The 22,309-nt window shown below is 47.6% G+C and carries 16 protein-coding genes; 11 read left to right on the forward strand and 5 right to left on the reverse strand.

Annotated features, from left to right (window positions below):
- The first annotated feature begins 451 nt into the window (after nt 1-451).
- Nucleotides 452-1,246 carry a C40 family peptidase gene (locus BS614_RS09755; RefSeq protein ID WP_074093837.1) on the forward strand — a complete coding sequence of 265 codons (795 nt, stop codon included), beginning with the start codon at nt 452-454 and terminating at the stop codon, nt 1,244-1,246.
- Nucleotides 1,247-1,366: 120 nt separating this feature from the next.
- On the opposite strand, the gene BS614_RS09760 is transcribed toward BS614_RS09755, so the two are convergent.
- Nucleotides 1,367-2,272, reverse strand: a complete 906-nt coding sequence (locus BS614_RS09760; protein WP_047844139.1) for an ArsR/SmtB family transcription factor — start codon at nt 2,270-2,272, stop codon at nt 1,367-1,369.
- A gap of 182 nt (nt 2,273-2,454) precedes the next feature.
- Here BS614_RS09760 and arfA point away from each other — a divergent pair, with 182 nt between their 5' ends.
- Together arfA and BS614_RS09775 are read left to right on the forward strand one after the other, a co-directional pair.
- Entirely contained in the window at nt 2,455-3,960 is a 1,506-nt protein-coding gene (gene arfA / locus BS614_RS09765; RefSeq protein ID WP_074093838.1) for an arabinosylfuranosidase ArfA, read from the forward strand.
- A 398-nt stretch (nt 3,961-4,358) separates the two neighbouring features.
- Nucleotides 4,359-5,477 carry an IS110 family RNA-guided transposase gene (locus BS614_RS09775; protein WP_074093649.1) on the forward strand — a complete coding sequence of 373 codons (1,119 nt, stop codon included), beginning with the start codon at nt 4,359-4,361 and terminating at the stop codon, nt 5,475-5,477.
- 561 nt (nt 5,478-6,038) lie between these two features.
- Here the strand turns inward: BS614_RS09775 and BS614_RS09780 are convergent.
- Nucleotides 6,039-6,791 carry an MBL fold metallo-hydrolase gene (locus BS614_RS09780; RefSeq protein ID WP_074093840.1) on the reverse strand — a complete coding sequence of 251 codons (753 nt, stop codon included), beginning with the start codon at nt 6,789-6,791 and terminating at the stop codon, nt 6,039-6,041.
- A 131-nt stretch (nt 6,792-6,922) separates the two neighbouring features.
- Here BS614_RS09780 and BS614_RS09785 point away from each other — a divergent pair, with 131 nt between their 5' ends.
- Nucleotides 6,923-7,354 (forward strand): Lrp/AsnC family transcriptional regulator, encoded by a 432-nt coding sequence (locus tag BS614_RS09785; RefSeq protein WP_074093841.1) that lies wholly within the window; start codon nt 6,923-6,925, stop codon nt 7,352-7,354.
- A gap of 34 nt (nt 7,355-7,388) precedes the next feature.
- Here BS614_RS09785 and BS614_RS09790 read toward each other — a convergent pair whose 3' ends face one another.
- The 3 genes from BS614_RS09790 to BS614_RS09800 all read right to left on the reverse strand — a co-directional run bounded on the left by BS614_RS09790 (nt 7,389) and on the right by BS614_RS09800 (nt 11,546).
- Complete coding sequence (locus BS614_RS09790) at nt 7,389-7,889, reverse strand: hypothetical protein (protein ID WP_074093842.1); 501 nt, start codon at nt 7,887-7,889, stop codon at nt 7,389-7,391.
- Nucleotides 7,890-7,993: 104 nt separating this feature from the next.
- Nucleotides 7,994-9,811, reverse strand: a complete 1,818-nt coding sequence (locus tag BS614_RS09795; protein ID WP_074093843.1) for an ABC transporter ATP-binding protein — start codon at nt 9,809-9,811, stop codon at nt 7,994-7,996.
- Nucleotides 9,804-11,546 carry an ABC transporter ATP-binding protein gene (locus tag BS614_RS09800; RefSeq protein ID WP_074093844.1) on the reverse strand — a complete coding sequence of 581 codons (1,743 nt, stop codon included), beginning with the start codon at nt 11,544-11,546 and terminating at the stop codon, nt 9,804-9,806. The genes BS614_RS09795 and BS614_RS09800 overlap by 8 nt, the downstream gene beginning before the upstream one ends.
- Before the next feature lie 361 nt (nt 11,547-11,907).
- On the opposite strand from BS614_RS09800, the gene BS614_RS09805 reads away from it, so the two are divergent.
- From BS614_RS09805 to BS614_RS09835, 7 genes are all read left to right on the forward strand, one after another.
- Nucleotides 11,908-12,831 carry an S-layer homology domain-containing protein gene (locus tag BS614_RS09805; RefSeq protein WP_074093845.1) on the forward strand — a complete coding sequence of 308 codons (924 nt, stop codon included), beginning with the start codon at nt 11,908-11,910 and terminating at the stop codon, nt 12,829-12,831.
- A gap of 825 nt (nt 12,832-13,656) precedes the next feature.
- Complete coding sequence (locus BS614_RS09810) at nt 13,657-14,628, forward strand: ABC transporter permease (RefSeq protein WP_036668763.1); 972 nt, start codon at nt 13,657-13,659, stop codon at nt 14,626-14,628.
- A gap of 15 nt (nt 14,629-14,643) precedes the next feature.
- On the forward strand, nt 14,644-15,552 hold the full coding sequence (locus BS614_RS09815; RefSeq protein ID WP_074093846.1) for a carbohydrate ABC transporter permease: 909 nt from the start codon (nt 14,644-14,646) through the stop codon (nt 15,550-15,552).
- A gap of 41 nt (nt 15,553-15,593) precedes the next feature.
- Nucleotides 15,594-17,189 (forward strand): extracellular solute-binding protein, encoded by a 1,596-nt coding sequence (locus BS614_RS09820; protein WP_074093847.1) that lies wholly within the window; start codon nt 15,594-15,596, stop codon nt 17,187-17,189.
- A gap of 107 nt (nt 17,190-17,296) precedes the next feature.
- Complete coding sequence (locus BS614_RS09825; protein WP_074093848.1) at nt 17,297-18,583, forward strand: alpha-L-fucosidase; 1,287 nt, start codon at nt 17,297-17,299, stop codon at nt 18,581-18,583.
- A 63-nt stretch (nt 18,584-18,646) separates the two neighbouring features.
- Nucleotides 18,647-19,669 (forward strand): carbohydrate-binding family 9-like protein, encoded by a 1,023-nt coding sequence (locus BS614_RS09830; RefSeq protein WP_074093849.1) that lies wholly within the window; start codon nt 18,647-18,649, stop codon nt 19,667-19,669.
- Nucleotides 19,670-19,676: 7 nt separating this feature from the next.
- The gene (locus BS614_RS09835; RefSeq protein WP_074093850.1) at nt 19,677-22,307 is read left to right on the forward strand and encodes a transglutaminase family protein; all 2,631 of its coding nucleotides are present in this window, start codon (nt 19,677-19,679) and stop codon (nt 22,305-22,307) included.
- The last annotated feature ends 2 nt before the right edge of the window (nt 22,308-22,309 follow it).

A 22,309-nucleotide genomic window follows, 5' to 3' on the forward strand; every position in this document is an offset into this window, starting at 1 on the left:
TTTTTTATGGAAAAGCAAAAATGAAATACGAAATAATCAAACGAACACTGCTGATAAATCGATCCGTATTGAGGCTGGAGGCAAAAATGTGAATTCGGGCAACGGTAATCGGCAAATGAATCATAGTAATGTTTACCATATTTGCGATTTTAAACATTAAAATCTAGGTCATATGGCATATGCCCTGAATGAGAAACGACCTAGCTCTTGTATCGCGGAAAAATCAAGCCTATCAAATAGTTACAATAATTTAACCTTTCAAAAAGAAGGGATCAGCAGTGAATTTTTCCAGCAGATTATGGACAGAACCTGATACTTAGTGCTCAAATGTGCCTATATCAATACAGGACTTTCGACTGATGAACGTTATGGATAGCCCGTTTACAATGGGGCAAGCCCGGGAGAACCAAGCCAGGTTAAAATTCTGTAACATCAGGGGGAACTCGACATCATGAACTGGAAGAAAACGATTATTACGGCAAGTGTCACAGCAACGATGCTGATGGGAAGTCTGACGACAGGAGCACTAACGGCACAGGTATCGGCAGCTGCTGTTGACAATTCACAAGTAAAAGTAATTTGGGGCGTAAACCTACGCACAACACCTTCTTCTTCTGCGAAGATTGTTCGCTTGGTTGCTAAAGGGGAAACGGTAACGGTGCTTCAGCAATCCGGTTCGGATTGGTATAAGATTAAGGATTCTGCTAACCGGACAGGCTACATATCTTCTTCATCCAAATACACACAAGCGATTAGTGGCGGCACAAGCGGATCGGGTTCGAATAGTGGTACATCGGTGACCGGCAATGCATCTGTAGAAAAAGTGATTGCAGCGGGAATGAAATATTTGGGAACACCTTATGAGTTCGGAGCCAGTCGTAACAGCACAGCGACTTTTGACTGTTCCAGCTTTGTACGTCAGGCTTTCATCGATGCACTGGGCATCAAGCTTCCAGCGGATTCCCGCAAACAGGGAGCTTATGTAAAAGCCAAGGGTACAGTTCAGACGAACTGGAAAAACCTGAAACGCGGAGATCTGATGTATTTCATGTCGTATAAAGGCAGCTCTGCATCATCGTATTCCGGCGTGAATAAATCTACCGCAACAATTACTCACACAGGGATTTACCTGGGCGACGGAAAAGTATTACACACCTATTCTAACGCTGGCGGTGGTGTAACAACTAGTGATATCTCCGGCAAACACTGGGAGTACCGCTTCCTGTTTGGTGGTAGTGCGCTGTAGGTTAGAACAAGAACCTTCTTAAATAATCCACGCATGTTCATATGCATACAAAACACCTTCCATTCTGCCTTTGACAGGCGACTGGGAGGTGTTTTGGTGTTATTTATTATTTTGAAAAACTCAATCGTGATAGTACAGTCGGAACAGGATGTCCTGGTTGTAGTTACCGAATCCCTCGCCATATAAGGTAAGCCCGCCCACATGTTGAGCATCTTCCTCCACCGAAAGACGAAGAGTCCATTGGTTGCGTTCAACCGGGATATCTGCGAGTGTAATGTCGGATAGATGTTGTCCATCAATAAACGTACCCTCATTGGTAATTCGGAGTACCTTGAGCATGCCGTATTGATTGACACTGTCACTCCACCATTCCGGGGTGAACATGCCACGTCCGTTGCCTGAATCCCCAGGGCTTGTCCATTCCCCTAATCGGATGCCATTCAGCATGAATGTAATATCCGAGGGCCAATTCGGATTAACCGAAGGGGCTTCTGACCCGATCTCGAGGGACAATTCAATGGCATTGATCTGCTGTCCGGATAAGATATAGTTTGGAATTTTGTACTCCACAAATCCACGACCAAACCACAGAATATGCGCATGCATCCGCTCGGGGTCGAGAAAATAACGAGGATCATCATACTGTCCGATAACATGATTGGACGTAGCCAGACCACATGTCGGGTAGACGTCAAAGTGAGTGTAGTGTCCCACAGGTACAGAAACTTCGTGCAGCTTGCGCGCTGTCCCGCTTTCCTGCGGCATGGAGATGCCAATCCAGTCTACAGCAAGACTGTTCATTTTATGTGTGCCGCCGTCTTTGCGTATCATTTTGGACTGAATAATGCCCACATCCTGAAGTTTGCGGACATGCATGGTCACGATAGCACTACTTAGACCCAGTGAAGCAGCAAGGTCTTTCACATTCATCGGAGTCTCTGCAACAAGGCGGATGATCTGTAGACGGACTTCACTGGCAAGTGCTTCATATAGGGGGAGCCATTCGGCATCGGTATTTGCTCTGATCACAGTTGTTCCTCCATTTTTTCTGTATAGAATTAAGTTAAACATAAATTCAGTAAAAAGAATAACATTTTGCAAAATTCAGGTTGAAATTAAGGCTATAATCGATTTTAATATAAATATGAACGTTGATCCATAGAATATCAATTAATTTTTATATTAATCTTAAGGAGTTGAAATTCATTATGGAAAAAGCAAAAATGACGGTAGATAAAGATTTTACTATTGGTGTAGTGGATAAGCGCTTGTACGGATCATTTATTGAGCATCTGGGACGTGCAGTCTATGGCGGGATTTACGAGCCGGGGCATCCATCAGCGAACGAACAGGGTTTCCGCACGGATGTGCTGGAGATGGTCAAGGAGTTGAATGTACCGATTGTACGTTATCCTGGAGGTAATTTTGTATCCGGTTACAATTGGGAAGATTCGGTTGGACCTGTGTCAGAACGCAAACGCAGACTGGAACTGGCCTGGAGAACGATTGAGACCAATGAATTTGGCTTCAACGAATTCGTGGACTGGGCGAAACAGGCTAATTCTGAAGTCATGATGGCTGTTAATCTGGGAACACGGGGCGCCGATGCAGCACGTAACATTGTAGAGTACAGCAACCATCCAGAAGGTTCGTATTATAGTGATCTTCGCATCAAGCATGGATATAAGCAGCCCCATGCGATCAAAACATGGTGTCTGGGTAACGAGATGGATGGTCCTTGGCAGATCGGTCACAAAACGGCAGAAGAGTATGGACGTGCAGCCGTTGAAGCGGCAAAAGTCATGAAGTGGACGGACCCGACGATTGAACTGGTAGCCTGCGGAAGTTCAAACCTGAATATGCCATCATTCCCGGAATGGGAAGCAACGGTGCTGGATCATACGTATGATCACGTGGAGTATCTGTCCTTGCATCAATACTACGGTAATCAAGAGCAAGATACGCCAACGTTCCTGGCACGCTCGCTTGAAATGGATCGTTTTATCGATACCGTGAAGGCGACTTGTGATTATATCAAAGCGAAGAAGCGCAGCAAAAAGACGATGTATCTGTCCTTTGATGAGTGGAATGTATGGTATCACTCCAATGAAAATGATTCGAAGATGGACCCATGGCAGATTGCTCCGCCACAGCTGGAGGATATCTACAATCATGAGGATGCACTGCTTGTTGGTTGTATGTTGATCAGTATGCTGAAACATGCGGATCGGGTTAAAATGGCATGTTTGGCACAACTCGTTAACGTGATTGCACCGATCATGACAGATACGGGCGGTGGTTCATGGAGACAGACGATCTTCTATCCATTCATGCATACATCTCTTTTCGGGCGCGGAACAGCATTGGTGCCATTGATTCAGTCTCCGAAGTACGATACAAAACAAATCACAGACGTACCTTATCTGGAAGCTATTGCGGTGCATAACGAAGAGCAGGGTGAAGTGACTGTATTTGCAGTCAACCGTCATCTGGAAGAATCCCTTCCGCTCGAAGTGGACCTGCGCAGCTTCGGGAAGTGTACTGTGATCGAGCATATCGTGCTGGAGAGTGATGACCTCAAAGCATCTAATACGGCAGCACAACCGAATCGTGTTGCTCCTCATAATCGCGGGGGTGCAGTTGTATCCGATACCCTGATTACGGCGAGCTTGGCGAAAGCATCATGGAACGTGATCCGTTTGAAAGTTCAGTAATGGATTAGCGTAAGCGTAAAGGGATAGGACACGTTGGAGCCCAATGGCAGGTTTGATGTCCGAGAAGGAAGCCAGCGGCTCAGAGGATCAGAGGATCAGCGTGTTCCTTCAATTAAAAAAGCTGGGTGCGAGTTCATCGCATCCAGCTTTTTTCGTTGTGTTTTGTAGGGAAAGGGAAGGCATGGGAGACATGAGTAATGATGTGGCAGACAAGGTAGCATATATGTTAGGTAACGGCGTGTGTTGAAAATGGAGTGAACAGTCCTGTCATACGCATACGCGCTAGCTATGATGAACGTAACCGCAAAAATAGCCCTCCATATTGCTGCACATCGTAGGTTAAAATGGACAGTAAGAACCACCATTTCAGAGCTACACAGCAAAGGAGAGCTATCCCTATGAAGTCTACCACAAAATTCATTGGTTTAGATGTATCCAAAGAAAAAATTTCTGTCGCTATTGCTGACGAGGGTAAAGACAAGCCGCGGTATTACGGTACCATTGCTCATGCGCCTGCTGCCTTACGCAAACTCATCAAAGAGTTGGGTCCGGCAAGCTCCCTCTCGTTTTGTTATGAGGCCGGTCCTACAGGATACGAAACCTACCGCTGGATCGAATCCATGGGGGCCCATTGTGTCGTCATTGCCCCTTCACTCATCCCCAAACGCTCCGGCGATCACGTGAAAACCGATCGACGGGATGCCGAGCAACTGGCACGTCTGTTCCGTGCAGGCGAGCTTACGCCGATTTACGTTCCAGCACGTGAAGATGAGGCGCTTCGTGAATTGGTTCGGGCACGCGAATCGGCAAAAGAAGATGCTCACCGGGCTCGTCAACGCGTGCTCAAATTTTTATTGCGTCACCAGATCCATCCGCCTGAACAACTCAAACGTCGCTGGACGAAAAAATATCGCGTATGGCTTGGACAACTGACCTTCCCGAATGCGCCTATGCAGATTGCGTTTACAGAGTACCTTCATGCCATGGACGAGATCGAGCAACGCATCGGTCGACTGGAAAAAGCCTTGATTGAAGAGGCAGCGACCAGTTCCAAAGCCGATTTGATTCAGATTTTACAGTCTCTGCGTGGCATTGGATTTCTCACGGCCATCACGCTTGCTGCGGAGATCGGTTCCTTTGCCCGGTTCCGTTCTCCTGCTCAGCTCATGGCTTACTTAGGCCTAGTTCCGCGTGAGCATTCGTCTGGAGTCCGTACCCAACGAGGCTCGCTCACCAAAGCGGGAAATGGACGATTGCGTCGCACCTTGATTGAATCGGCATGGAGTTACCGCCATCGGCCTGCGATTAAAGGGGACTTGGCCCGCCGTTTGGAAGGTCTGCCTGCGGACATACAGCTCATTTCATGGAAAGCCCAGGAACGGCTGCACCGAAAATTCCGCCGTTTAGTTTATGGATTAAACAAACACAAAAATGTCGCGGTCACCGCGGTGGCCAGGGAACTGACCGGGTTCATTTGGGCGATCGCCCGAACGTTGGAGCTACCGAACGCTCAGTAATCTGTTATTCATCTTGAAGAGACGGATGGTTTAAACGGAAAAAGGGGAAAACCCCGGAGCCCTAAGCCCGGGAGTTCATGGAAGGTTCAGGAGAGAATGTACGAGGTTCGTTTGCACTAGGCTTTTAATGGGCTGAACGTGCGTGGCTAGCTTGTAACAGCTCTCCTTGACGAAGGCATACCATGTGGTAACCAACCCACGGATAGCAGCGTGCCAACCGTCGCTCGCATATGGACTCCCGCGCTTAGGGCTTCGGCGAAAAGCAGCATTTTGTGCTGGGCTTGACAAAAACGTTCATAGCAACGAACCTAGGACACCTTATTGTGCCGATTATTGCTATAGTAGAAATTTAACGAATCGGAGACACGTTATCCTGGCAAAAAGACGGATAAATCTCGGTAAAATCATGCCCAGAGCGGAAATAACGTGTCTAGGATTCGGTAGAATATTAGATTAGCTGAAAACAGACTAATAGCGTGTGCTGAGTTCGTTACAATCCACTCACCTGTGTGAAAAGGTTAGTTCTCTTCCGCTTTGATTCAGAGTAGCTTCCGCTCCAATTCAAAACTCAAAACTTTCGCCATCACGTGGGATGAGCACCTGACCATCCAACTGCTCGGATGCCAGATAAGTCGCAAGATCCGTACGAGACATCACACAATGGTTAATCGCATCCATGTGCACAGCGATGACATGAGCAGATGGCGCATGGCGCTTCACGGCGATAACGTCAGGCCCGTCCATCGTAATGGGATCACCCTCCACGAAGCGTGCACCTCCGGCATTCACGACAATGACTTCAGGCGTATATTGGAGGATGGCCTCAGCAGGTTCTTCACACCAGATTGTATCCCCCGCAATATAGGTGACAGGTTCTCCATCTGCTTCAAGTACGAAACCGGACACGTTGCCCATACGTTCACCGATTTCACCTGTGCCATGATGCCCGGATGTACGGGCGAATCGGACAGAGTGATGCTCATGTTTTTCATCTACAGCTGTTACATTCGTGAATCCGGCACCCAGAAATACATTCTCATCCCCAGGCTGGCAGATCAGGGGAATGTCTTTGCCAAGTTGTTTCGCCGCTGCTTCATCCCAGTGGTCCACATGCGTGTGTGTCACAATCAACAGATCCGGATTCAGGTAATCCGTTTCGATTTCGGGCAAACTCACTCTTGGATTACGTAACTCATTGGGTGTGTTCGGGAATGCAGGCATGACTTCAGCGTCCATCAACATCGGATCAACGAGAATGTTCAGCCCTCCGTATTCCAGCCACAGTGTAGCATTGCGAATCAATTGAATTTTCATTATATTTGCACTCCTTCGAGTTGTTGAATAGTATTACCCTATATGGTATACAACCCGTTTAACGGCGTACATAACATGATGAATGGAATTAGGCCACGCTAATTTCATCGTGAAAGGATTGCTGAAGCAAGATGAATGAAATGATAGATGACACGGATATACGTATTTTGCAGATTCTGATTCAGGATGCCAAACGTTCTCACAAAGAGATCGGTGAAGAGGTTCATCTCACAGGACAGGCCGTTGGTGCAAGAGTGCGCAAGCTGCAAGATCTGGGTGTAATCGAAGGGTACACGGTAAAATGGAACCCGGAACGCCTTGGCATCGGCCTACAGGCCTTTGTCACAGTTTTTTTGAACTCTGGCGACAGACATGCCGCCTTCCGTACATTCATTGCTGATCGTGAGGACATCGTTGAAGTCCATCGCGTCAGCGGAGAAGGCTGTTATCTAATGCGGGTGCAGACTGGCACCACAGAGCAGCTTGGCCAACTGCTTGAAGCATTGCTACCTTACGGCAATTACAAAGTCAGCCTGTCTATAGGTGTAGAGAAATCACAGTGATGTGTGGGGAGCTTGTCCTCATCCATCCCGGTACTTAAAGAGCTTGCTGCTGTCCCTGCAAAGTCTTCTGAAGCAAAACCACCGCCTGGTTCAGCTCTTTTTTGCTGAGCAGGTGATCGGTTTGAACGTGAGAACGTGTGCCGTCCTTCAGGTACAGGACAAACATGGGAGAAGCAGACAGGAGCCACTTGCTTCGGGCAGGTGAGGCAAGTTCAACTTTGCGAATCTGGCTCCAAGCAATCTTCCGTTTGCCTGTGCTCAACGCATCATCATCCCAGGATAACAACACGGCAGGGGTTCTGGTTAGTCGTGACACAAACATGAAGAATAGCGGTCCGATCAACCACATACCCAGCACGGCTGCGATGGAATAGTATATCGTCTCCAGTCTTTCGGCTTGTCCGTCTACGATGATCCATAATAAGCTCACACACAAGAGAAGGAACAGGAAGCATAAACTTCCTTTCCATAGAGCTGTGCTGCGTCGGTAATGAATCTGCTGATGGTCACGCTTGGGTGTTTCGGGTTGTTGCATAGACGTTCCTCCTAACTAACAATGCTGATCGATATGCCAAACGTGCCGCCTGCATGAGCAGAGCGGCATGTTCAACGTTCTGTATTTACTATAACTCAGGTTCATTACCCTGATATAGCTGAATTTTTACCTGCATCACGCGCATGGGTGTACAAGTCTGCATATACACCTTTGGCTGCGATTAGTTCCTGGTGCGGTCCTTCCTCCACGATCTCACCATTTTCCATCACCAGAATTCGATCGGCATGCATTACTGTGGACAGACGATGAGCAATAACAATGGTGGTGCGTCCCTGGGATACCGATTCCAGCGCCTGCTGCACAAGCTGTTCCGTGTGTGAGTCCAGATTGGCGGTTGCCTCATCCAGGATGAGCACTCGGGGCTGGAACACCACGATTCGGGCAAATGAAATCAATTGCCGCTCCCCAGCGGATAGTCCGCTTCCGCGTTCGGATAGATGTGTATCATATCCTTGAGGCAAACGTGAAATCATCGTATGTGCCCCGACAAACCGGCAGGCCTCAATCGCCTGCTCTCGCGTAATATCTTCACGAAACATCCTCACGTTATCAATAATGGAACCGGAGAACAGGAAGGGTTCCTGTTGAATCAGACCCACGATCCGATGAAGCTTAGCCTGCGGCAGATGCCGAATATCTGTACCATCAATCTCGATACTGCCCTTGTCTACATCATAGAAGCGATTGAGCAGGGAGATCAGTGTGCTTTTGCCAGCGCCTGTTGTTCCTACGATACCTACCATTTCACCCGGATAGAGGTGCAGGTTCATCTGTTGGATCAAGGGCCGGTCTGCCCGATAACCAAACGACACATCATTAAAATCAATCTGGCCCATCACATTTTGTGGTTCAAGCGAGGAGGCCATCCCGGGTTTGGGATCAGCAACTTCAGGCCGCGTATTCAGAATGTTCCAGATGCGATCCATCGATACGGTCGTGGACTGGAATGTATTCCATTGCATTGTAATCTGGTTAATCGGTTGAAAAAACTGACGGATATAGCTGATAAACGCATATAATACCCCGACTTGCAGGGACTCACCCAGTACGGCGCGACCTCCAAGCCAGACCATCATAACCAGTGCCGCATTGCCAAGGATATCAAACGTCCGGTTGAAGATAACATTGGAGCGGGCTTGAGCAATGTTGGCTTTCAGGTGAAGTGCGTTCTGTTCCGAGAAACGTTTCTTCTGTTCTTCTTCTTGGTGAAAAGCCTGAATCAGGAACATGCCGGACAAGTTCTCCGCCGTAAATGCGATCAGACGGGAAAGACACGTACGGGCATTTTGATAAGCTTTCCGCAGTCGACTACGGAATAATACCGCAACCACCGCAATGACAGGCAGAACGATCAGGGAGTATGTCGCCAGCACAGGATCAAGTTGGAACATAAAGACGATAATGAGCACCAGCATCATACCATCCCGAATCAGACTGAGTAGTACTTGGGTGAAAAAGCTGCTGATGGTCTCCGTATCACTGGATACGTTTGTGACCAGACTGCCGATATGAAAACGGTCAAAGAAGGACATGGACATCTTGGAGATATGACTGAACAGGTCCTTTCTGATCCGGGATACAATGTTCTGTCCCACATGCTGCAACAGATTATTCTGGATATAGGTAAAAATAAAACTGATGACAGCCAGCCCAAGAAAGATGGCTGCGAGTTGAACGAGAAAGCCCACACTGGTCTGGCCCACGGCCAGATGATCATCGATGGCGATCTTCACCAGATAGGGTTGTAACAGATCTGCCGATATGCCAAGCAGTGAGCAGAAGAAGATACCGGCAAAAGCCCATTTATGAGGTTTGGCGTATGCCATCATCGCTTTAAACGAAGTTCGTTTACTCTGATCGTCTTCTGCGTCTGGGTGAAGTTCAGCGTTATCGTTAGACATGATGTAATCCCTCCTCCTGCAAACGGTAGGTGGCCGCATATAACCCCTTGGCAGCCATCAACTGCGCATGTGTTCCCTGTTCAGCGACTCGCCCTTCATCCAGAACAATAATATCGTCCGCATGACGGACCGCGCTGATGCGGTGAGAGATGATTAATGTAGTCTTGCCCTTGCCGATCTCGCGCAAACTGCGCAGAATACCACTCTCGGTGACCGCATCAACCGCGCTCATGCTGTCATCCAGAATAAGTAACTGTGCTTGTTTGATCAGTCCTCTTGCAAGGCTGGTTCGCTGACGCTGTCCACCAGACAAGGTGAGTCCACGTTCGCCAAGCAGTGTATCGAAGCGATCAGGAAAACGGACAATATTATCATAGATCATGGCTTGCCGTGCACTATGTTCCACTGTATCCAGCGATACTTCCCGGTCGCTGAATGCGATGTTATCCCGGATGGTGGTACTAAACAGGAATCCATCCTGAGGGACATAGGCGATGCGCGATCTTAGACTTTCCAGAGATAGCTGCCGAATATCGGTACCATTGATGCGAATCGTTCCTTCAGGTGGTTCATATGTACGCAGCAATAGCTTAACGAGGGTACTTTTACCTGAGCCGGTCTTGCCTACAATACCGACCGTTCGCCCGGCACGGATATTGAGTTGAATGTTTTTGAGAGCAGGAGATGAACTGCCAGGATAGGAGAAGGTTAGATTCTCCATGGTGATATCTTGTACGGTTTGGAGCGATGTGGCTTCAGGAAGTTCACGTACATCCGCTACTTCGCTGAGCAGGTCATTCACCCGCTCCAGTGATGCGCCTGAGCGCTGAACGGTATTAATAACATTGCCGATCTGTTGAAGCGGTCCCATGATCATGCGCAGATATAAGGTTAAGGCGACAAAACTCCCAAGTGTAATAGAATTCTGCATGGTCATAATACCTCCGACAAGCAGAGAAACGACCAATGAGATAGCTCCCAGCAGCGGTAGCAAGGCTTGAAACAACGAAGACAGACGAACCAGACGAAGCTGTTTGCTCTTGATTGCATCGACGGTAGTTCCAAAGCGTGCACGAGCACTGTCTTCGATGGCAAACGTCTTGGTTACGCGAATGCCGCCCAACTGTTCTTCTGCCGACTCCGTCATGGTAGCAAGAGCTTCCTGCACGTCGCGAGAGCGCTTGCGAATCCGCGGACCAAAAAACACGACCAGAAATGGAATCGCCAGCAAAGGAACAACACTGATTAGAATGAGCGTCAACGGAATCCCGCTAAGCAGCATCATGACAATGCAGGACAACAGCAGGAAGGTGGCATTGGTCATGAGTGTCACACCATTGGAGATCGCTTCACGAACGGAAGTAACGTCATTCATGACATAACTGAGGAGTTTTCCGTTCCCCTGTTTGGAGAAATAATATTCGCTAAGTTCGGAAAACTTACTGAATATACGCTCACGCGTCATGAATTCGAAGCGTCGACCGAGCTTCATAATCATGAATTGCCCGGTGCCGAACAGCAGATTATACCCGATGGCAATAGCTAGAAGGGACAGGCTGTACCTTACGACCGTCTGCATCTGAAGAGAGTTCTGTATCAACTGATCCGTGAAACTGCCGAGTATGCGGGGCAGGGATGCTTGCCCGACATTGGAGGCAATAATCAGAAGAACAGCAACCAGATAAACAGGCCAGTTCGACACAACATAACCGCGAAGTAATCCTTTCTTGGACATAAGCGTTGTTCTCCTTTTGTTATAGGTGAAGTCAGTTCAGGCAGGTGGAGTCAAGAAAAGGGCCGACACCTGTTATTAGCGCGTCGTGCCCTCTTACTGTATGCGATCTAGTTCGTTGTTTATCCGTCACCCGATAGATTTCTCTATTCTTATTTTTGCTCTAATCCGATGGGATGTCAACGAAGCCAGTTAGCAAAAAGCAGGTAATCGGATTAGCGGCGTCGGAAAGGAGCTCTATGCCGTGTTCCCGTGTTGTATTCACCAGATGTCGAAATTACTGAAACATTTTTCGTGGGTATGCCGTCTGTAGGAATGAAGAGGTAAAAAATAGGCTTTACTAATCATATGGAGGTGCCAGGAAATGAAACATAAAAAAGGTTTGGCTGCAACACTTGCGCTCTGCGTTTCTTTGACAGCAGGAGGTGCATCGGTATTTGCTTTCACAGATGTGAAGGATGAAGGTCAGAAGTCGATTGTGGATTCATTGAAATCAAAAGGCATTGTTAGCGGAGTAACAGCGGATCTGTTCCGTCCAGATCTCGCATTGTCCGAGCCACAGGGTGTTCAACTGATTGTGAACGCATTTGGTCTGAAAAATGAATTTGCGGAAGCATCCGCTCAGAATAAAATCAGTCCGGATACGTGGTATGCCGATGCGGTGCAGGCCGCTACTCAGAATGGACTGTCCATTCCGGTTGAAGTGAACCCGCAGGGCAAGATGACACGTGAACTGTTTGTCACTTTGCTACATGAAGGGATTAACACAACCGGGAATTATCCGGTCATCATGAAGTATAATCTTGTTAAGGACGAAAATAAAATCGGTAAGGACGCCATATCTGCAGTCCAGAACCTGCTGAACATGAACATCATTGAACTGGATAAGGACGGGAATTTCCGTCCAGATCAGTCGCTTACCCGTATGGAGGCTGCAAGCATGATCTTCAATGCACTTGAATTTGTGGATAAACACGGCAATGGCGGCTCGACAGAGCCAGCTCCAACCAATCCAGGTGAGGGCCAACAAGCGATTGTACCTGAAGTAACAACGACGAAGGTTGATGACAAAACAACCAAAGTTAAACTCAGTGCTGAAATGCCGCACCCTGGTTATGGATTGAAGATTGATGATGTGAAATTGGAGAAGGATGGACGCGCTATCGTGCTCTATTCCATTATTCAACCTGATCCAGACATGATGTATCCGATGGTTATCACAAATGTGACTGCAGAAACGGATATCCCAACAGGGTATACGGCAGAAGCTCAACCTTCTGGCAAGTAAATTCACTGCAAACCCTACAAACTGAACATGGATAAAACGGATGTGTATCTTCAAAACCACTCTCCATACATGTATGGAGAGTGGTTTTTTATTTGAGTTGAAACTGTACACAGGTTTTCATATGATCATTTATATTACATGTAGTGTAATTAATTTTGTCATTTTTTATGAATTAAATGGATAGCTCCTTAGGTTATAAAGCCAGTTCGTGTTAGCGGAATGGCTTTTTTTAATGGTCTTTTCCGAAATATCTACTGTTTTCAAATTCCACACCTTGTGCAAAATCTACATATATGACTCCAAATTACTAGTGTTTATAAGCGTTTATGTATCCTGAAGGTAAAGATAAAAACAACATATATACGAAAGAGGGAGGAGAAATATAGAATAAAGGCAAGCCATTACAGGCTCGTAGTGCGCGAGAGATATATGATAGATAATATTACATTGTATCACATCGGTAAAACCTTGAAACCTGCAAACTTTAGAATTCAGTATGATGGCTGTAGACATCAATACCGTGTCCCATGCGTATATGTGGGTTTTGACTTTAAGGTCTGTTTTCTAACCTAAGTTCGGATCTGACATCTTTCAAGTTCATGTGATGAGACTCTCAATGACAACTACAGGAGGGAAACAGGTCAAATTCTACATGTTTTAAAACCCCGAAATGACAATGACAAGCTGGCAACAAAAGTGTAAACCCCTGTTGTAACAGTATATTCCGTGATTTTAGAAGTGAAGATTGAAATGGCATATTTACGGATTAGGAAATGAACCATAAACTCGGTATGTAAGCGTTACCAAAAAAGGAGGAAACAACTGATGCAACCAGATGGGAAGTCCGCCTTGTCGCAAAACTTATCGGTATACACGAATCCGAGCAGTAAGAAAAATAAATTATGGAGAAGGACGATTCGGAACTGGGAGTTGTATCTGTTTATTGCACCAGCCTTTCTATACTTTCTGATATTCCATTATGGTCCGATGTACGGCATACAAATTGCATTTAAAAACTTCATCCCAACGCTTGGTGTCACAGGAAGCCCATGGGTCGGATTCGATCATTTCATCCGTTTCTTCAATTCGTATTATTTCTGGGATCTACTATGGAATACCCTTAGCATCAGCTTGTATGAGCTGGCTATAGGTTTTCCACTGCCGATTATTCTGGCGTTAGCGTTCAATGAAGTGAAGGATTCCTTCTTCAAGCGTACTGTGCAGACCGTCACGTATGCACCGCATTTCATTTCGGTCGTGGTGATGTCGGGGATGATCATTACCTTTTTATCACCCTCGTCAGGCATGATTGTCAATTTGGTACAGGCCCTTGGATTCCAGGCACCTCAATTCCTGACGGACCCTGCGTGGTTCAAGACAGTGTATGTACTATCAGGAGTCTGGCAAAGTGCAGGCTGGGGCACCATTATATACCTTGCCGCTCTATCGGGTGTGGACCCGCAACTGCATGAAGCGGCTGTGGTGGATGGTGCAAGTCGGTTTAAACGGATTTTACATATTAACATACCAGCGATTATTCCTACGATCACCATCTTGTTAATTCTCAATATGGGCAGTATTCTGGGCGTCGGATTCGAGAAAATCCTGCTGCTGCAAAATCCGTTGAACATGGGCTCGTCCGATGTCATCTCAACATTTGTCTATCGGTCCGGTCTGGTCGATGCGCAGTACAGTTTCTCTACGGCGGTGGGATTGTTCAACTCCGTAGTGAATGCGATTCTGCTTATTACCGTGAATCAGATTGCACGCCGCACCAGTGAAAACAGCCTGTGGTAAAAGGGGGGGGAACACATGTCAACCGCAGTGAAAGAAAGCAGAAGTGATAAATTGTTCTTATTGTGTAATTACATCTATCTGACGTTAGCACTCGTCATTGTGCTGTATCCGCTGTTATACATCATCAGTGCTTCAATCAGTGATCCCAAATATGTAGCCTCCGGTGAGATGTGGCTACTGCCAAAAGGGATTACGTTTGAAGGTTACGCCCGGGTGTTTGAGAACACCAACATCTGGATTGGGTACAAAAATACGATTATCTATACCGTTGTAGGCACCATCGTTAACCTGATTGTTACACTACCGGCAGCCTATGCGCTCAGCCGCTCGGATTTTGTGGGACGTGGATTCTTCATGGCGATGTTTATGGTAACGATGTTCTTCGGCGGAGGGCTTGTCCCAAGTTACCTGTTGGTTAAGGATCTTGGTATGGTGAACAGCATGTGGGCACTTATTCTGCCTGGAGCTGCATCCATCTGGAATATTATCGTATGCCGGACGTTCTTCCAATCGACCATCCCCAAGGAGTTACAGGAAGCGGCGCATATTGATGGGTGTACCAACACCCGGTTGTTCATCAAGATTGTGCTCCCACTTTCGATGCCAATCATTGCAGTGATGGCGCTCTTCTATGGAGTCGGACACTGGAACAGCTATTTTAGTGCCATGATCTATCTGAATGATTCCTCCAAGTACCCGCTGCAGCTCTTTCTGCGCCAGATTCTGGTGCTCCAAGAAATGGCGGCTCAAGGGGGAGGCGCTATCGATACGTCTTCAGCAACGGCGATGAATACCAAAGCGGAGATCGCTGCACTGGTCAAATATGCTGTCATTATTGTTGCCACCCTGCCTGTCATTGCGGTGTATCCATTCCTTCAGCGTTACTTTGTACAGGGTGTTATGATCGGTTCCGTTAAGGGATGATCTTAATCCATATACCACATTAAACAAGGGGAGTTGTTGTTATGAAAAAGCTTCGCAAGGCTTCATCCATTACACTCTGTCTCACCTTATTCGCAACATTGCTTGCAGCTTGTGGTTCAACCAATGAAGATGGAAGCACGACCTCCAAAGTAGAGGGGGTCAAAAAAGAAGGTTTCCCCATTGTAGACAAAACGCTAACGTTAAAGGTCATGTCCCAAGATGCGGGCGTAGCCGATTGGAGCACCATGCCTGTGCTGCAAGAAATGGAGAAACTGTCGGGCATCAAGCTGGAGTACCAGCTCTCACCGATCGACAGCTTTGAAACGAAGAAAAATCTGGTTTTCGCGAGCGGAGACTTGCCGGATATGTTCTATGCTGCGGACCTCAAGCCAGCCGAACAGGTGACTTATGGCAGCCAGGGCATCCTGATCCCGTTGGAAAAATACATTGACGAAGGTTACGCCCCAAATATCAAAAAGATTCTCGATGAGAACCCGGATGTGCGCAAATCATTTACAACACCAGATGGACATATGTATGCACTCCCATTCATTGATAAAGCGGCTGTGTGGTATAGAGGGCCAATGTGGTACAACGGGGAATTCTTGAAGGCACTTAACGTAGAAGAGCCTAAGACCACGGAAGAATTGTATACCTATCTCAAGCGTGTAAAAGTAGAAGATCCCAATGGCAATGGCCAGCAAGATGAAATTCCGCTTACTTCTGTAAAACTGGATGATCTTCGCATGTTTTTCTTCGGCTTCTGGGGAATGTACAACGAAGGCATCTATTCCGATAAGGACGGTAAAGTTCACTATCCTTATCAAGAAGAGGGCTACAGAGGTTATCTTACATTCATGAACCGCTTGTGGAAGGAAGACTTGCTGGATCATGAGACCTTCTCTCAAACAGGTGATCAGAAAAAAGCAAAAGGTGAAAGCAACAAACTTGCACTGTTCAACGATTACCATCCATACTTCACGCTCGGCGGTGAGCCTAGCACGGATCATCCGCTGATGACACCGGTGAAGAGCGAGGTGGCAGATTCTCCGGTATACGGCAAGCATCCGGGCATGTCGGCTCGCGGTACTTTTGCTATTACGAGCAGCAACCCGTCACCCGAGGCGACGATGCGATGGATCGATTACTTATACAGCTATGAAGGTGCGACACTGTTCAATCAAGGTCCGGAAGGTGTGTTATGGCAATTCAAAGACAAGGAAAATCACGTTAAAGAGTGGCTCCCTGTTCCTGGCGGCGGTGATCGCGAGGAATACCGGGGTAAAATCACGCCGAACTTTGGTATCTTGACACCGGGCATTAATGATCCGGATGTAGCGAAGGGTCTACGCACCGAATTTGATGAGTGGATTGACCAGCAAAATCAAGAGAAGTTGGTACCTATCGGAAAAGCACCATTTCCTAACGTTTATTTGACGAATGAAGAGCAGAGCGAAGCAACCGCTCTATTGTCTGACCTGGATACGTACGTTAAACAGATGGAAGCGAAGTTTGTGACCGGCCAGGAACCACTTGAGAACTGGGATAAGTACATTGCACAGATGGAGAAAATGGGCAGTGACCGTATCATCGAACTGTATCAGGGGGCATATGACCGCTGGAATTCGGGGCAATAAAGCCTATCGAGGTACATCCTATGCAGAAAGACAGCAGTTAGCTTCAATAAGGTTAGCTTTATTAAATTTTTCGCATATAAGAATTCTCGGGGGAGGTGTGAACCGTTATGCAGAAATGGTTTCAAGAAGCCAAACTGGGGATATTCATCCACTATGGCATCTATGCGGTGGACGGGGTAGCGGAATCCTGGTCCTTCTATAATGGCAGGATATCCTATGAAGAATATATGAAACAGTTGGATGGTTTTACGGCATCGGAATTCAATGCAGAGAAGTGGGCGGACCTGATTGAGAAGTCTGGTGCCCGGTATGCCGTGTTAACAACGAAGCATCATGATGGCGTTGCTCTATGGGATACGCAATATAGCGATCTCAATGTTGTCAAACAGACACCAGCGAATCGTGACATTGTGAAGGAATATGCGCAAGCGATTCGGGAAAAGGGCATTCATCTGGGGATGTATTACTCGCTCATTGATTGGTCACACCCGGATTATCCTAGCGTGTATGAAGGTGGAAAAGTACCGGAGGATCTCAGTAGTGTCAACCGGCATTCAAGTCCTGTGGACGGTGTTCAAGATCAGGCAAAGTGGCAGAAGTTCCTGCAATTCAATAACCATCAACTGGGAGAGATTTTAACAAATTACGGAAAGGTAGATCTGCTATGGTTTGATGGGGACTGGGAACGGAGTGCCCAGCAGTGGAATCTGCCGGACTTCAAGCATTACCTGCAATCCTTTAACCCGGATATCATCATCAACTCCCGCCTTCAAGGTTATGGGGATTACAAAACGCCTGAGCAGGGCATTCCGATTACAAGACCGGAGGGACCCTGGGAATTCTGCACCACGATCAACACATCTTGGGGTTATGTGCCAACAGATCATAAATACAAATCGTTAAATCAGATCATTCGAATGTTCTGTGACTGCATTTCGATGGGCGGTAATATGTTACTGGATATCGGTCCGCATGAAGATGGCACCATCGATCAGAGGCAGGAGGATATTCTGCTTGGACTGGGAGCTTGGATCCGAACCCATGAAGAGGCCGTCTTCGGTACGGGTGAAGGCATTATGCCTCGCTATTATCTGGGGGGAAGCACCGTATCCGAGGATCGAAAGACGCTGTACCTGTTTGTGTATGACGATCCAAAAGAGAATGTGTGCATCAAAGGTCTCTGCAATCCGATCAAGAAAATTACCGTGCTGCATTCGGGCAAAGAGCTTAATCATGAGATTCATGGGGGCGTGCCTTGGTTCAATATCCCGGGGACAACGTGGATCAAGATGACCCCGGAGGACACGCATCAACAGGTGACCGTTCTTAAGATCGAATTCAATGAGGAGCTGGAAATGTACGGCGGCTCTGGAGCCGTTGTCACCCATAACTAACCATTACGGGGAGGGTGTGTGCTGGTAGAAGCATGCCCTCCCTTACGAATTGGAGAGAGTAACATGAACAGAAGTGGAGTGCCAGAACCCAGGATTGAGTATGCTCCCAAACATTATATATGCAAGCGTGCGCAGGAACCGTTGATGTTAGACGGTCGTGTGGATAAGGCATTTTGGAATGCGGCTCATTGGACGGAGGATTTCGTTGATATCGAAGGTGATCTTCGTCCGAAGCCAGAGAAACAGACACGGGTAAAAATGCTGTGGGATGACGACTATTTCTATTTTGCTGCCGAGCTGATTGAAGATCAGATCTGGGCTACCCTGACTGAACGTGATTCCGTTATTTTCTATGACAATGACTTCGAGATTTTTATCGATCCCGACGGGGATTCCCATCAATATTATGAGTTCGAGATCAATGCGCTCAATACGGTATGGGACCTGTTATTAGTGAAGCCGTATCGGGATGGTGGGCCTCCGGTTAACGGTTGGGATATTAGCGGTCTCAAGACGGCCGTATATATCGATGGGGAACTGAACAGACCTGGTGCAGAGAACCGGAAATGGAGCGTGGAAGTCGCGATTCCCTGGACCAGTCTAAAGGAATGTGCCGAAGGAAACCGTCCACCTGCGCCGGGTGAGTTCTGGCGCGTCAACTTCTCGCGTGTGGAGTGGCAGACCGAGGTACAGGACGGTGAGTACCGCAAGGTGCTGAATCCAGATACGGGCAAACCTTATCCGGAGGACAACTGGGTGTGGTCACCCATGGGCATCATCAACATGCATTACCCGGAGTTGTGGGGTTATGTTGTATTCTCGTATGACGGCACGGATCAGTCGTTTGAGTTGCCTGAAGACGAACGAATCAAATGGGAGCTTCGCAAGCTTTATTACCGTGAACGTAATTATTATGAAAAGCACGGTGAATTTACCCAAGATATGAAGTTGCTTATGGGTGAGGAATTGTTGAGCTGTAATCCTGTTATTGAAACGACTCGCAGCCTGTTCCAGATTACTGCGCCTTCTTCGGACGGCACGGCCTTGATCTGTATTCGGGAAGACGGAAAGCTGTGGAAGGAGTGAGAACGCTATGACCAGGCAAACCTTGGTATTTTCCCTTGATGCACAGTCATTGGAGAGGATCGAGCAGAAGTTCCAGGAGAAGGTACGTTTTGCAGAGGCCCGCAAATCGGAGTTGTTTCATATTTTTCAGCAGGAGCTAACACAAGAAGAGACATGGGCATTGAAGTATGTCTATGCCTATATGCCGGTAAATGACATGGCTGATTATAACGGGGACTTGTTCTTGAGCCATGTGCGCCAGGCTTTGGACACCCGTAAACGTGTGCCTTGGGGAGAACGTGTTCCGGATCATTTGTTTCTTCATTTTGTGCTGCCTTATCGGATAAATACGGAAAATATTGAAGATTACCGCGGCTTATTGTATGACGAATTAGCCGAGCGAACTAATAACTTATCCATGGCAGATGCAATTTTGGAGACCAATTACTGGTGTCATGAGAAAGCGACCTATATTGGCAGCGATCTGCGCACGATATCACCGCTGACGATGATCCGGAATGCTCGCGGACGATGCGGCGAAGAATCCACGCTGGCAGTGGCCGCTCTTCGCAGCATCGGCATACCAGCCCGCCAGGTCTACACGCCGCGCTGGGCTCACTGTGATAGTAATCATGCTTGGGTAGAAGCTTGGGCAGAAGGTCAATGGTATTACATCGGGGCATGCGAGCCGGAAGCCCGTCTGAATCAAGGGTGGTTCAGTCCTCCATCCCGCAGGGCCATGCTGATTAATACGAGAATCTATGCCGACTATCCCGGACCGGAGGATATTACGCTCTCCGAAAAGGGATATACGGAAATTAATTTGCTTGAGAACTATGCGCCCACACGCAACATCTATGTGAAGGTGAAAAATGAGCAGGGAGAGGCTGTACCCGGCGCGAGTGTTCGTTTTGAGCTGTACAATACGGCTGAATTCTATCCGATTGCCGAAATTAGGACGGATGCACAAGGGGAAGCGACCTTTAAGACTGGCTGTGGTGACCTTTTGATTCGTGCGGTCAGCGGTGGCAAGTGGAGTGAGATCCTATTCAAGGCTCAGGGAAACGATCATGTAGAGCTTGTGCTGGACTCATCAGAGCAGCCTACAGGGATTGTAGATTTCGATATGGTTCCTCCTCCGGAAAGGGAGGGAGAGGTCGTGGTTGCATTACCGGAAGAGAAGATTGAGATTCATAATCGTCGTCTGGAGGAAGGAACGCAGACCCGGAGCGAGTATGAGGACACGTTCCTGAGTGAGGAGGAAGCTGTCTCGCTGGCTAAAAAGGTTGGACTGCCCTCGGTACGTGTATGGGATATTCTCCGCAAGGCACGGGGGAACAGCCGGGAAATTGCAGCTTTCCTAGAGGAACGTTCCAATCCATACGGTGAGTGGCCGCTCCGGTTGCTGGAGTCGATGAATGAAAAAGATTTAATTGATACCTTTCGTCAGACGCTGGACGATCATCTGGTCGGTACGCTTTCGCAGCAAGGATCATGGGCGGAAGATACGTTTGTGAGATACATCCTGTGTCCGCGGATCTCCTATGAGATGCTGGTCCCTTATCGAGGTGTATTCCAGAATGCCTTTTCGGCAGAGGCGGCAGCGTTCAGGGAGAATCCCTCGACACTTGCCCGAATGCTGGAACAGCAATATGAATACTCTGAAGATCTTCCTAATCTAAAAGGTAAAGGGAATCCAATAGGGACGTTTAGTCTAATGAAGGGAGACTCTCAGTCGCTGGATATTTTGTTTGTGGCTGTATGTCGCAGTTTGGGTATTCCGGCCCGATTACATCCGAGTGCACAGAAACCACAGTACCTAAGTGACAGAGGCTGGGAGGATGCAGTATTTAGTCTCACCTCACCTCTAACTCAGGAGAGCACAAGCTGGGGAATGCTCCAACTTCATAGGGATATAAAAGCTTTGCAGGATACACCTGAAGCATCCTATTTCGAAAACTTCTCGTTTGCCCGTCTGGAAGAAGGCGTCTACAAGACGTTGATTTATCCTTATGGCAGTACGGATGTCTATAGCGAGCCATATGAGGTTGAGGCAGGAACTTATCGCTTAACGACAGGCATTCGCCTGAAAGATGGAACGGTAAAAGTGCGCTTCGTTTACTTTACCGTGAACGCTGGAGATACCACTGAGGTTGTATTGTCTTATCGTGAGAATGAGGTTGAATTTCCTGTACTGGGTAAACTGGCGCCAGGAAGTATACTGACCCTTCTGGATGGTTCAGAGGTAGAACTGAAGGAACTTCTGGGATCGGAGGGTGCCATTGCTGCCTGGATTGAACCGGAGCGTGAACCGACCAAACATCTGATTCGTGAACTGTGCGAGCTGGCAGAGCCGCTGGATAAGCTGGGTATACCCATCGTACTCATGATCGGAGATATGGAATGGAACGCTGCCATTGACCCTGCTGGTTATCCAAAACTGCCTGTACGCACGGTTTTTGTACGAGATTCCAGTTATGCTTCCTTGTCCGGCTTCAATTCGAAGCCTGCGGCTCATGAAGCGGGTTATCCACATCTGTTCGTGCTGGATACTCAGCATCAAGTTCGTTATTCGGCTTCCGGGTACAAGATTGGTACTGGGAAGGAAGCCTTACAGACAGCTGCTGCGATATATCAATCATCGAACGGATCGGAGTGAAG

This window comes from Paenibacillus xylanexedens (assembly GCF_001908275.1).
In the GTDB taxonomy this organism is placed as follows: domain Bacteria; phylum Bacillota; class Bacilli; order Paenibacillales; family Paenibacillaceae; genus Paenibacillus; species Paenibacillus xylanexedens_A.